Below are 13,188 nucleotides of genomic sequence, written 5' to 3'. Positions count from 1 at the left end.
ATTAGACTTTGTTATACCGCGCTTTTGTTTTACCCGTCGTTTTCAGACGTAATAAATAGGATAATTGCGCCCAAAATCCTGGCACACGTAATATTTTTCGCTGTACGTTTTTTGCATCCTGACATAATTCCAGATTATTCGAGGTTGACACGCCGCCCATTGAAAATTCAGATACCAGTCCGTTAATTCGCCGAAAAGGATAGCCTGCTTTATAGAGACGGGCCGCCAGCGCATAATCTGAAGAGACATGATATTGCAGATCATAAGGATACTTTTTTAACGCTGCCGTCGGGAAAAATATCGCCTGATGGCTGGCTGGCAAACTATGGTAGATATAATACCCGGGTTTAGCCTTCCGGCGTATTTTATGCCCGCCGCCAAAATCCAGCAGCGCGTCGCCAATATACATCGCCTCGCCCTTTTGTCGCGCCAGTTGGCGGACAAACAGCGCGGCATCATCATGGAACGCATCACCGGAATTAAGAAACAGGGTATAGCGCCCCTGCGCCAAGGCAATGCCTTTGTTCATGGCATCATAAATACCGTGATCCTTTTCACTGATAAAACGCAGGTTAAACTCACCGTGACGTTTTTGCAGAAATTCGCGCGTGCCGTCCTCCGAACCGCCATCCACTACGATCCATTCAAATGACAGGCCCGGATCGCGCGCCAGATTGCGCAGCGAGCGCCAGGTTTTTACCACCCCTTCGTAATTGCGAAAGGCGACGGTAACGACGCTTAAAAACATGCCACCACCCCGTTATGAAATTTTTAACGCCTTGCGCAAAATGAACGGACAGACGATTAAAAAAGCATATTCCGGGCTAAATATTGAACCGGTAAAAAACAGCGACACCGGCGTAAAAAGATAGAGCTGCACCCGAAAATTACGATTATCGCCAAACGCATTTAGCGCCATTTTTAAAACTTTCCCCATATACCACAGCGTCATTAGCACTGCGAACCAGGAAAAATAAATAATCAGCAGATACAATCCATTGTCTATGGTTTTCCCGACATCCGCACCGTTAAAGATTCCGAATGATGCAACATATTCATAAAGTGAGCCAAATCTGACTACACCATCAATATGGGTCAAGGAATATCCGACCATGACTAACGGGCCCACAATACGATAATAAGAAGATGAGCCTTCCGTCCCCAAATCGCCAAGTCGTGTCGCGATATAAGGAAATGCAATAATTACCCCAACCAAAAACAGGGTTAATGAGACCAGCGCCAGTGGAAGTTTTTTCTTTATCGCATCCTTATTCAAATATTGGAACGCCCACTCCAGAAGGTAAAACAGGATAAAGGTCATTACCCCTGAAAATGATCCTGATAATATTATCCCTGCCAGAATCATAGCATCGCTTTTCGGTGTTTTGATACCAAACTGTTTGATGCTCAGCCAAATTGAGATTAGTGCCAAAGCGAAAAATGCCGGTTCAAAATAAAGCGCAGTGGTACGCTTACCGCCAAATTTTATGAAGTTCAGTACGTAGCTATTACTGTAAATGAGATATTTCGAAATTCCTTCCATAATACTGCTGCCGCCAGTAAGGATAATTTGCGCCATCTCAACCGCGGCGAGCGCGACCACTATACCCACCACCAGATAAAAAAAACGCAAAATCTTTCGGTGGTTATGCGCGGAAATGGTTTTGAATCGGATACTCCAGACCATCCCGATAATGACCACAATATAGACAAACAGCATCGTGGACGTGACATATTTACCGGCATTCAGCGACTGGCCGAACAGGAAGTTAAATGCCGTAAGCCCCGCGCCGATGCCTAAGGCGATCATTAATTTTTTTACGCTAATGCGTTCCACAAATAACAGCAGCAACAGCGGTAAAAAAGTGACGATGGTAATGGGAAAGCTTTCCCCCAGTTGGGCAATCTTGACATTGACCAGTAGGTAGATCAGCGGCAGCAGCAGATAGCTACAGATTCTGATAGAACGAGACATACTCCTCCAGCATCTGTTGACCGCTGTACGCGACGCGGCTACGCATACGAAAGGCGTCCAGCGTGGCGCCAAATACCGCCTGAGCAATCTCTGGCTTACGCCGCTGCGCCAGGCGCAGTACATCTGTAGCGGCAAAGGTCTGGCCGCCGGATTTCGCCAGCACCTCCTGCGCCGCCTCGCTGTGGGTGGCGATCACCGGTACGCCGATCGAGAGCGCTTCACACAAGATCAGCGGATAGTTATCGACCCGCGAGCTAAAGACCAGCGCATCCATCTCATTGAGTGCGCTCATTAATTTGCGCTTATCGGTTTCAAAACCGTGATTAACAACGTTTTGGCCGGTAAAAGGCGAAAATTTACCGAAGGTGTGCAGTTCAATTTTTTCGCCCAGCGCCATCATGTCGTGTACCAGACGCTGGTCAGTTTTGCCGTCATAACGCAAGTCATGCGCCACAATGGCGATCCGCGGTTTGCCCGGATTCAGCGGCACAGGTGATAGCTGCGCGAGAATCGCCTCGGTCGCCAGATCGATACCGTTGTTAATAATCTGGCAGCGCCCCGCGCCATAAACGCTGTTAAAGGCCTCGGCCACGTGCTGGCTCGGCGAAATAAACTGGCAGCCCAGCCGCAGCATGTCCCGAAAGCGCTGACGTTTGCCGTCAATAAGCTGGTGCGCCCGATCCACCCTGACCGGCGGATAATTGCTTAGGGTCGGGCATTTTTGGCAGCCGCTTTTCCAACCCTCGCAACCGTCGGTGAAGGCGCAACGCCCGGTGACGCTCCAGTGATCGTGCAGCGTCCAGACCAGCGTGACGTCTGGTTTTTGCGCTTTGACTTTTTCGCAAAACGTCACGATGTCCGCCAGGTTTAGCCAGTAACTGTGGAGAACATGAAAATGCAGCACCAGCGGGCCGGATGTCTGGATAACCGTGCGGTAAAGATTGTCGAGATTGCCAAACAGATCGCGATTCAGGAAACGAAACAGCGCGATATTAGCGATTGCCGTGCCGCGCGGCGTCTGTTTTATCACCTGCGGATAGCGGTGGTGACTGACGCTTTTTTTTCCGCCTTTGCCATAACCATAGACAAAACGTGACGTCAGCCCTTTTTGCAATGCCCGCAGATGGAGATCCAACGCCACTCCCGCCGCACCGCCTTCCGCCAGCCGTACATTAAATTGCAGAATATTCATGTGCTGACCTTCACCCGTGCTTTTTCTCCCACCACCAGCGCATGGTCCGGAATACTGTCAAGCACCACGCTACCCGCGCCAATCGTGACGTGATTACCAATAGTAATATCGCCAAGCAGGATGACATTCGCCCCCAGCTCAACGCCGTGACCAATCACCGGACAAGCCAGGCTGTCCGCGCCGCGATTGCCAATGGTGACGCCGTGGCGAATGGTAAAATCGTCGCCGGCGACGACATGTTTGTTAATCACTACCGCGTAACCATGATGGATAGTGAACCGCCGACCAATGGTCGCGGCGGCCTGGATTTCATACCCGAACAGGCATTCCGTGATCACGCGATACAGCACCAGCACCGGCGCGGCCCACAGATTATTCAGCACATTCTTTTTGCGCCAGACGGAACAAAAATGAGCGATACGGTAGGCCAGCACCATGCAACAGGGGCGTAAGCTCCAGCTATTCGCGCGTAAGTCTTCCAGCATCGTTATCGCCCCCGCAGCCCGGCCGCCAGGCGTTTGCTGTTACGCACGGAGAGCAACGTCAGCAACGTGCGCCAGGTCATTCGCTTATTGCGAATTTGGTACAGGGTAAAAAGCTGGTATTTTTTGCTGGCGCGATCGAATTTATCTTTGTGCTTACGATAAAAATGGAAATAGCCGGAGAACTTTTTCGGCGAAGAGGTAATCTGCATCTCGCCGTGGTTGATATGTAAAATTTGCGTCGCCTCTTCGACTTTCCACGGTTCGCCATATTCCACCACCATACGCAGAAAAATGTCGTAATCCTGCGCCGCCTTGAGTTCGGTATCGAACAAACACGCTTTAAAACGCCAGGCCCAGGTAAAAACCTGATTGCCAATAATATTGCGCTTGTAGAACAAGCGGCGCGAATAAGGGGATTTCGGATACAGCGGCAGGCTGGCAGGCTGAGAGTAGACCTCGCCCTCGCACACATAGTCGTTGGCATACAAAAAGGCGTGCGTAGTCAACTGGTGTTTATGGGCCAGAAACACGCTCAGACGGTTTGGCGTCCATTCATCGTCATCATCAATACCGGTAATGTAGTGTCCTTGCGCCTGCATAATGGCCTGGTTGCGAACCGCGCAGGCGCCGGTATTCCTGGCGTTATGGGTATAACGGACGCGCGGGTCGTTCAGCTCCTCAACAAATTGTTGTAGCTGCTGATAAGACGAGGAGCAATCATCCACGATGATCATCTCCCAGTGGCGGTAGTCCTGACGTAGTACTGATTTAATCGCCCGGATAGCCAACTGCTGCCTGTTCCAGGTTGGCATATAAATTGAGATCAGCGGATTGTCTGTTGTCATGCTTATTCCCCAGATAGTTTTGCCGCATGGCGCTACGCTTGTCCGGCCTACAGTCACAGGCCGCGCCATCCGGCACGCCTTATTTTTTATTTGGAATCTGACTGGTATTCATACTCGTAATAACCATAATCCTGGTAGCCCGTCGCCCGGCGGAAAATGGAGTTGAGAATGACGCCTTTGACCTGAATGCCATTCTGGTCAAAACGGCTCAGACTGGTTTCCACCTCTTTTAAGGTGTTGACGGCATAACGCGCCACCATCAGCGTCGTCCCGACGTGGCGACCCACAATCGCGGCGTCCGTCACGGCCAGAATCGGCGGCGTGTCGATTAATACCAGGTCGTAGCGGCTGCTTGCCCAGGCGATCAGCTCGCCGAAGCGCTCGCTCATCAGCAGTTCCGATGGATTAGGCGGCACCTGACCGCGCGGAATAAGATCAAAATTAGCGATCGCCGTAGGTTTCGCGCAGGAGGCTATCTCGCCTTTGCCCGCCAGAATGTCAGATAGGCCGTCCACGTTATTGGTGCCGAGCAGTTCATGGGTGTAGCCCTTGCGCATATCGCAGTCGATCAGTAATACCCGTTTATGCGTCTGGCTGATGACGGCCGCCAGGTTGGCGCAAACAAAGGTTTTACCGATAGAGGGGCTGACGCCTGTGAGCATGAGTACATTATTTTGCGCCTGCATCATGGCGAAATGGAGGCTGGTGCGCAGGCTGCGAATCGCCTCAATCGCCAGATCGGTCGGATTGCCCACCGCCAGCAGTTGGCTCTGCTTGTAACGCTTAATCCCTTTAATGGTTTTGACGCTATCGCGCGCTTTTTGCCATTCCGACAGCGGAATACTGGCATAGACGCTGATCCCGTGCTCCTCCAGCGCCTGCGGGCTTTCGATACCGCGATTAAACAGCGAGCGCAGCAGCACGCCGACAATCGATAACATTAATCCCAGAATAATGCTGCCGAGAATAATCAACGCCTTTTTCGGCTTCAGCACGCCCGGCTGGGTAATCGCCGGGTCAACGATGCGCACATCGCCAACGGTGCTGGCTTCGGTGATTTTCAGCTCCTGCTGTTTATTAAGCAGTTGCATATAAACCTGCTGGCCGGACTCCACATCGCGGGTCAAACGCACAATCTCCTGCTGGGTTTTCGGCATTGCCGTCACCCGCCCGTTCAGTTTGGCTTTTTCATCTTCCAGCGCTTTACGTTTTTCCAGCAGGGTGCGGTAAGCCGGATGCGCTTTGGTAAAGAGCTTGGAAATTTCCGCCTCTTTAAACGTCAACTCATTCAACTGGGCGTCGATATTAACCATCGAATCGAGCACCGCCTTCGCCTCCAGCGGTAAATCCACCGAGTCTTTATCCTGGCGGAAAGCGTTTAGCTTGTTTTCCGCCACATCCAGACGGCTGCGGACTTCCGGCAGTTGTTTTGCCAGAAACGCCAGGCTCTTCCCCGCCTCTTCAGATTTCCGCGCAATATCCTGTTGCAGATAGTTACGGGTAATACTGTTGAGAATTTCGCGGATCTGGTCGCGATCCTCTCCCGTGAACGTCAGGCTCAGAACGCCGGTATCTTTGCCGGTTTCCGTTACGGTGAGGTTATTTTGCAGGTTATTAATCATGCCAAGCGTTGAGAATTTACTCACCGTAAATTCTGTATCAGGACGGGCGTCAATCGCCTCTACCCGCATCGTCACGCCGTCTTTATTGAGTGGCTGGCCCACAACGCCCTGCGCGCTAAATCCGCCGTCGCTAACCAACTGATAACGTTTGTCGCCCAGCACTTTGAGGGTGAAGATCTGTCCGCTCATCGTCTCTGGTCGGGTGAATGTCGTGACTTTCACCATTTCATTGTGACGCCCCATCAGCCGCTCCCACCCGGCGCCGAACAGCGGAAAGGTGTTTTTGGTGACGGCAATATCCAGATCCAGATCGTCAACGGTCTTCCCAAGCACCAGGCGCGATCGAATGAGCTGAATTTCCGCATCGGAAGCCGGCGGCTTATTCGCTAATGCGCTGTTGATATCCTGTACCAGCGAATTACCGGCGTTTTGTTCAATCTGCACCAGCGCATCGGCGCTATAGATGGGCGTGGCGAAGAACGTATAAATTACCGCGCACAGCGCAAATATGGCCGTCGTCCCCAACACCCACCAACGCGCTTCAATCACCGTTCCGACCAGGCGCCCGATATCGATTTCATCGCTACCCGTAACCGCCGCAGATTGTTTTGCTTTTTCTGTCATGGTTTTCCCTGCTCTGCATTCAGTGCCTGCGCCCACTGGCGGGCAGACCTTTCCAGTAATGTGTACACCGCCTCAAACGCATCGCGGCTTTTGCGATACGGGTCCGGTATTTCACGCTCGCTGTCCCAGTGACCAAACAGCATTACCTTGCCGCGCATTTCCGGCGCAATGTCGCACAGGGCGGCGATGTGACGTTTCTCCATCGTCAGAATCAGGTCATATTCCCGGCACAGACGCGCGGAAATTTGCCTTGCGCAGTGATTTTCCAAAGACAGATCGTGGGCGCTCGCCACGCTCGCCGCCGCAGGATCGGCGCCTTTGCCGACCAGCGCGCCTAACCCGGCGGACGCTACCGTCAGCGAAGGATGAAAGCGCTTTAGCAAACGTTCTGCCGTCGGGGAACGGCAAACATTCCCCACACAGACCACTAAGATTTTGTTAAACATAACGATTACCAGGAATGAATGTCGCTGGCCGTATCCGTCATATAACGGACACCGCTAATGGTCGGCAGCAACTGATTGATCAGACGGTTCCAGCGAGCAACCGGCGCGGTCGTGACGTACACCACATCGTAAGGCTGAAGTCGGAATTCCGTCGCCATCACCAATGACGTGGCGTCAGACATATCAAGCTGGTAGATATTGGCGATCTTGCCGCCGCGTCCCCCCTCGCCTTTCAGCGGACGAATCACAAAAATGCCGCTGGCGTTGGAGGTGGTCAGATCAATGCCTTCCGCATTGCCTAATGCTTCGGTGAGCGTCATGCCGCTGAAATCCATTTTGAGGGTGCTCTGTTTTTTCACTTCGCCCATGACAAAGACTTTCAGATCGTCATTGCGCGGCACATACAGAATGTCGCCAGGGTAGAGCAAGCGGTTCTGACTAAGATCGCCATTTTGCATCAGCGCCTGTAGCGAAATGCGCTGTTCTTTGCCGTTGTGCGTCAACACGACGTTGCGCCAGTCCGCCATATCGGTCAGGCCGCCCGCAGCGTTAATCGCATCCAGGACGGTTAGCGGGACGTTAGTAATGGCCTGCTGACCGGATTTATTCACCTGGCCGGAGATATACGCTTTTTGCGAGCGGAAAGCGGCGATATTGACATCCACCTGCGGGTCCGCGATGTATTTCGCTAAACGCCCGGTAATATCGCTGCGAATCTCTGACAAAGTTTTACCGACGACGCTAACCTTGCCAATGTAGGGATAAAACATGGTGCCGTCCGGCTGTACCCAGTTGCCGGTATCGCTTGAGCTACGGTACTGGCCTGCTGGCGTGGTCAATTCCGGGTGATCCCAGACGGTGACATTCAGCACATCGCCAGGCCCGACGCGATACTGATAGCTGGCGATCTCCTGGTCCAGCGACATATTCGGTTGCGCGACATTGGGCCGCGGGCGTAATTGCTCAACCAGCCGTGGCGTCAGCGGATACACATTGACCATCCGGTCGAGATCAAAGTCAGCGTCTTGCTGTTTGATCACATCTTTCCCCATCGTAGACATATTGCTGCCCGGAAGTACTGTGCAACCACTTATCAAGCTGAGCGACGCCAATAATGGCATCAATTTCATTTTGGATTTCATCATTGATTATTTATCACTTTGGCAGAGTCATTATCCTGTGCAATTTAAATAGCGGCTTCGTCCGTGCACATTTACCTTGCAGTTAATAGCAGAGAAAATTAACTGGCATCATTCTGAAAAAAAATCAATTCATCCGCAGGCTATTGACAGAATAATAAAGGCTTATATTCAGGCTTTCAGGCACGCTACCGCCCCTGGCTTTTTAGCTACCAATACACTGATTATTCTAAATTTTCGCATTCCCCTCCGATTTCATCCTCGTTCAGATAAAAATCTTCAGCGAAATAAAGGTTACGTATTAATAGTTTTCTCGATGTCGTGACAGGATATTTAAGAGCGCTATCTTAATCCTGCAAGAATTGTTGCAGCTAACCTAATGACAGGCAAGGTAACAAACCCGCCATTCTATATTTTTAAGATTAATATTAAATGAATTAACAGATGATTTTAGGATTTTATTGATGTTGACAATATTTATTTACCCCACTCCACCTGCGATATTTCCTAAATATATTCTTGACATTATTTAGTTTCCGACAGAAACATTACGGCTATTTTAAAGTTATTTTATAGCCGCGTAACAAAGATAAATTGCTCTGCGGCATTGCATTTTTCCGCCGTATTATCCATGATCGAATTGTGACAATTGTCATATTACAGAAGGTATTGCTCTTACTATGGAATGGATTGCCGATCCGTCAATCTGGGCCGGACTGGTAACGTTAATCGTTATCGAACTTGTTCTCGGCATTGATAACCTGGTCTTTATTGCCATCCTCGCTGAAAAACTACCGCCGGGGCAGCGCGACCGCGCGCGCATTACCGGCCTGATACTGGCGATGATCATGCGCCTGCTGCTGCTGGCGTCAATCTCGTGGCTGGTCACCTTGACTAAGCCGCTCTTTAGCGTACAGGCGTTAAGCTTCAGCGCCCGCGATCTGATTATGCTGTTCGGCGGCTTCTTCCTGCTCTTTAAAGCCACCATGGAGCTCAACGAACGGCTGGAAGGGAAAGATAGCGCCAACCCTACCCAGCGTAAGGGGGCGAAATTCTGGGCGGTGGTCGCGCAAATCGTGGTGCTGGACGCTATCTTTTCTCTCGACTCCGTGATTACCGCCGTGGGGATGGTCGATCACCTGGCGGTCATGATGGCGGCAGTGATAATCGCCATTAGCCTGATGCTGCTCGCCAGCAAGTCCCTGACCCGATTTGTGAACAACCATCCCACCATTGTCATTTTGTGCCTTAGCTTCCTGCTAATGATCGGCTTTAGCCTGGTGGCGGAAGGGTTTGGTTTCCACATTCCGAAAGGGTATCTGTACGCGGCTATCGGCTTCTCGGTGATGATCGAGGCGCTCAACCAACTGGCTATTTTTAACCGCCGCCGTTTTCTTTCCGCTAACCATACGCTGCGCCAGCGCACAACGGAGGCCGTGATGCGGCTGATTAGCGGTAAAAAAGAGGATGCCGAACTGGATGCGGAAACCGCCGCGATGCTGGCAGACCATGACGACAGCCAGATTTTTAATCCGCAGGAGCGCAGGATGATTGAGCGGGTGCTGAATCTCAACCAGCGCACCGTAAGTAGCATCATGACGTCGCGTCACGATATCGAGCATATCGATCTCAACGCGCCGGAAGCGGAAATCCGCGCTCTGCTGGAAAAGAACCAGCATACGCGTCTGGTCGTGACGGGTGAAAATGAACAGGAAGATTTACTCGGCGTCGTCCACGTCATCGATCTGTTGCAACAATCGCTGCGCGGCGAACCGCTCAACCTGCGGGCGCTGATTCGCCAACCGCTGGTTTTCCCGGAAACATTGCCGCTGCTGCCTGCGCTGGAGCAGTTCCGTAACGCCAGAACCCATTTTGCCTTTGTCGTAGATGAGTTTGGCTCGGTTGAAGGCATTGTGACATTAAGCGATGTCATGGAGACTATCGCCGGTAATCTGCCGAATGAAGTCGAGGAAATTGACGCCCGCCACGATATTCAGAAGAACCCGGACGGTTCCTGGACAGCAAACGGCCATATGCCGCTGGAGGATTTGGTGCAGTACGTGCCGCTACCGCTGGATGAAAAACGGGAATACCATACGATTGCCGGATTATTGATGGAATATTTGCAGCGCATACCGCAAACCGGTGAAGAGGTTCAGGTGGGCGATTATTTGCTGAAAACATTGCAGGTAGAAAGCCATCGAGTGCAGAAAGTGCAGTTAATTCCGCTGCATAACGGCGAGCCAGACCAGGAGATGTAACGTCTGTTCGCCTGCCCTGGCCTGCTTACCAGGCAGGCCGGAGGCGCGTTAGCCTCGCCATCCGGCTCTGCCCTTTGGCCAAAAACTAAAGCTTATTCAGCAGCTTCTTCACATCTTTACCGTTACGGGTATCTTTATTGCGCTCCGCCCAGTCATTGAGCCGACGCTTCGCCTCATCCTGTAAATGCTTACGCAATAACTGATCCACTTGCAGGGTATAGTTCAGCTCCTGCCACTTGCCATAGACGCGCAACGGCACCGGCGTCTCTTTCAGGAAGGTGATCAGGTTGCTATCGCCGTTCCAGCCGCCCAGCACACGCAGATTAAATTGTGTATCACAGCTCTGCTTAACCAGATCCAGCGTTCCGCTGCCGGTTAACGCCAGCATAGAAGATTGCCCGACCATGTCGTCGAGCGTCAGCGTGCCCTTATTTAGCGTCAGATCGGTCGTGAAGCGATCCAGTCGGGTCGCGTTGTCCATATTTTCCTGCGACTGCTGCGCGTCGCCGCCGCTTCGCTCTACGGCCTGCTGCACCAGTTGCTGGAAATTCATTCCTTCGAGGCGCGTATTGCTCATGTCAACATGCGCTTTTCCTTTCCAGCTGTGGCGAAATGCCTCCGCGTCAATATCCGCCCCGGAGAAATCGCCAACCAGCGACATCTTACCGGTCAGGCTAATCGGATAATTGAAGGCTTTCAGGATAGTCCCAATCTCAACATGGTTGAGGCGAGGGTGGAATTCGATGCGCGGACTGGCGGTGCGGGCGTCCAGCGTGCCGGGCAGCGACATCTCTCCGTCGGCCAGTTTCCCCTGCAACTCGGTAATATCCAGCAATCCGGCCTGATTAGACATCTTCGTCGAAACCTGGGTAAAGTCCATTCCCCGCCAGCGAACTGAATCCGCCTGTAAAGCAATCTCCGCCGTAAAGCTTTGCAGCCCCTGATAAGGCGGCGCACCAACACGCGACGCGATAACTGGCCTGGTCAGGGGGAGCGTATTTTGCCCCTGCGACACCGCGCCGCCCGTCTGCGCCACGGCGCTATGATGCGGCAACAGGTTGTCCAGATTAAGCTTGCTGGACCGGAGGTCAATTTGCCATTCCGGCTGCTCCGCCAGCGTTACCTGAACATGCCCGGTCAGCGAACTGTCATTCGCCGTTAAATTTAAGTGGTTAAATGAAAGACGTTTTTGCGCCTCCTGCCACTGCGCCTGCAATTGTCCCTGCCCCTCAATCCCCTGCGCCGGTAGATCCGCGCCCTGCAATTGCCAGCGCAGTTGCTCAATACCCGCGGTTAAATTATGCGGATAATCGGAAGCATCCACCGTTCCGCTGAACGATAAAGTAAGATCCCGCTGATCGCGGTTCACGCGTCCCGAAAAATCAAACGTGCCGCGATGCTCGGCATCTTGTTCCATATTCAGACGAATATCGCGCACCGTGACCTGATCATCATTTTCATGCTGGAAAACCAGCACGCTGTCGGCAACGCGCAGGCTACGAATATCAAACGACCAGCCGCGATCTTCCGCTACGTCCGGCAAGGTATTATCTTTCGGCGCGACCGGCGCATCATCACTGCGTACCGCTTCCGTTTGCGGCGTCAATTGAATCACCCCGCCTTTCAGCATCACCTGCTTAACATGAAGCTGATGACTCAACAGCGGCCATAAAGCGACATCCAGGCGCATATTGTCAGCCCGCACCAGCGGTTCGCTGGCGCCTCGCGCCGTTAGCGTCATTCGCCCGGAAAGGATGCTGAGTTGCGGCCATACGTGCCAACGCAGCGGCCCGTCCAGTTGCAACTGATATTCACTACGCGCGGCAACCTGCTGCACCATATAGGCGCGGAAATCATTCGGATTGACCAACAATACCAACGCAGAGAATCCGGCCACCAGCACGACCAGGAGAATCATCAGCGTCGTCAGAAATCGTCTCATGCTACCCTCAATGGACCGGCAGTATTGCGCCGAATGGCTCAGTCTTTATCAATCCGGCTGGCGACAGCGCCCTGCTGATCGCGATATTTGGCATCCTGACGGCGGTTATAAGGCCGCGCCGCCGGGCCGGACAGCGGCTCAAAGCTCAGCGCGCCGATGAGCATACCCGGACGCAACGCCAGCGGCAGCTTCCCGGAGTTGTAAAACTCAAGCACAATGCAGCCCGACCAGCCGGGATCGATACGGTGGGCCGTCACATGCACCATCAATCCCAGACGCGCCAGCGAGGAGCGACCATCCAGCCAGCCCACTAAATCCGGCGGCAGGGTAACGGATTCAAAGGTGACGGCCAGCGCCAACTCGCCCGGATGCAGATAAAATGCCTCGCCGTCCGGCAAAACGATTTCATCGCTCATCACGCGATCCAGCGCCGCGCTGACCTCATCTTTCGGCCCGCTCAGATCGATAAACGCCGCCGTATGGCCACGGAAGGTTCGAAATTTATTGCCAAGACGTACATCGACCGTCGCGCCGTTAATGCGCTCTACGGGAGGTCGCGGGGTGATAGACAAACGGCCTTCATCCAGCCAGGCTTCAATATCTCGGTCGCATAAACGCATGGCACTTTCTCCTTTCGCGCATCAAGCCCTTAAATCA

At 52.7% G+C, this 13,188-nt stretch carries 11 protein-coding genes; 1 reads left to right on the top strand and 10 read right to left on the bottom strand.

What is annotated here, in order from left to right:
- Position 1: 1 nt before the first annotated feature.
- The 8 genes from wcaE to J4617_RS00680 all read right to left on the bottom strand — a co-directional run bounded on the left by wcaE (position 2) and on the right by J4617_RS00680 (position 8,334).
- The gene (wcaE, locus tag J4617_RS00715) at positions 2-748 is read right to left on the bottom strand and encodes a colanic acid biosynthesis glycosyltransferase WcaE (RefSeq protein WP_000480128.1); all 747 of its coding nucleotides are present in this window, start codon (positions 746-748) and stop codon (positions 2-4) included.
- A gap of 12 nt (positions 749-760) precedes the next feature.
- Complete coding sequence (gene wcaD / locus J4617_RS00710) at positions 761-1,975, bottom strand: colanic acid polymerase WcaD (protein ID WP_000091392.1); 1,215 nt, start codon at positions 1,973-1,975, stop codon at positions 761-763.
- A complete protein-coding gene (gene wcaC, locus J4617_RS00705) occupies positions 1,950-3,167 on the bottom strand; it encodes a colanic acid biosynthesis glycosyltransferase WcaC (protein ID WP_017466013.1) in 1,218 nt (405 codons plus the stop codon). Before wcaC ends, wcaD begins: the two co-directional genes overlap by 26 nt.
- Positions 3,164-3,652, bottom strand: a complete 489-nt coding sequence (gene wcaB / locus J4617_RS00700; protein WP_000888724.1) for a colanic acid biosynthesis acetyltransferase WcaB — start codon at positions 3,650-3,652, stop codon at positions 3,164-3,166. The genes wcaC and wcaB overlap by 4 nt, the downstream gene beginning before the upstream one ends.
- A gap of 2 nt (positions 3,653-3,654) precedes the next feature.
- On the bottom strand, positions 3,655-4,497 hold the full coding sequence (wcaA, locus tag J4617_RS00695) for a colanic acid biosynthesis glycosyltransferase WcaA (protein ID WP_000205695.1): 843 nt from the start codon (positions 4,495-4,497) through the stop codon (positions 3,655-3,657).
- Between the two features lie 86 nt (positions 4,498-4,583).
- The gene (gene wzc / locus J4617_RS00690) at positions 4,584-6,743 is read right to left on the bottom strand and encodes a tyrosine-protein kinase Wzc (protein WP_000136406.1); all 2,160 of its coding nucleotides are present in this window, start codon (positions 6,741-6,743) and stop codon (positions 4,584-4,586) included.
- The gene (gene wzb / locus J4617_RS00685; RefSeq protein WP_000482224.1) at positions 6,740-7,189 is read right to left on the bottom strand and encodes a low molecular weight protein-tyrosine-phosphatase Wzb; all 450 of its coding nucleotides are present in this window, start codon (positions 7,187-7,189) and stop codon (positions 6,740-6,742) included. The genes wzc and wzb overlap by 4 nt, the downstream gene beginning before the upstream one ends.
- 5 nt (positions 7,190-7,194) lie before the next feature.
- Positions 7,195-8,334, bottom strand: a complete 1,140-nt coding sequence (locus J4617_RS00680) for a polysaccharide export protein (protein ID WP_000978077.1) — start codon at positions 8,332-8,334, stop codon at positions 7,195-7,197.
- A 674-nt stretch (positions 8,335-9,008) separates the two neighbouring features.
- On the opposite strand from J4617_RS00680, the gene J4617_RS00675 reads away from it, so the two are divergent.
- Positions 9,009-10,589 carry a TerC family protein gene (locus J4617_RS00675; protein WP_000454713.1) on the top strand — a complete coding sequence of 527 codons (1,581 nt, stop codon included), beginning with the start codon at positions 9,009-9,011 and terminating at the stop codon, positions 10,587-10,589.
- A gap of 85 nt (positions 10,590-10,674) precedes the next feature.
- Here the strand turns inward: J4617_RS00675 and asmA are convergent, their stop codons facing one another.
- Positions 10,675-12,531, bottom strand: coding sequence for an outer membrane assembly protein AsmA (asmA, locus tag J4617_RS00670; protein ID WP_017466014.1), 1,857 nt, complete (start codon positions 12,529-12,531; stop codon positions 10,675-10,677).
- Positions 12,532-12,569: 38 nt separating this feature from the next.
- On the bottom strand, positions 12,570-13,151 hold the full coding sequence (gene dcd, locus J4617_RS00665; protein ID WP_001234783.1) for a dCTP deaminase: 582 nt from the start codon (positions 13,149-13,151) through the stop codon (positions 12,570-12,572).
- Positions 13,152-13,188 lie beyond the last annotated feature (37 nt).

Origin of the sequence: Salmonella sp. 32010601201800023SM, assembly GCF_017572235.1 — a bacterium.
Taxonomy (GTDB): Bacteria; Pseudomonadota; Gammaproteobacteria; order Enterobacterales; family Enterobacteriaceae; genus Salmonella; species Salmonella enterica.
The sequence above is the reverse complement of the archived record's forward strand: the minus strand, read 5'-3'. Positions and strand labels throughout refer to the sequence as shown.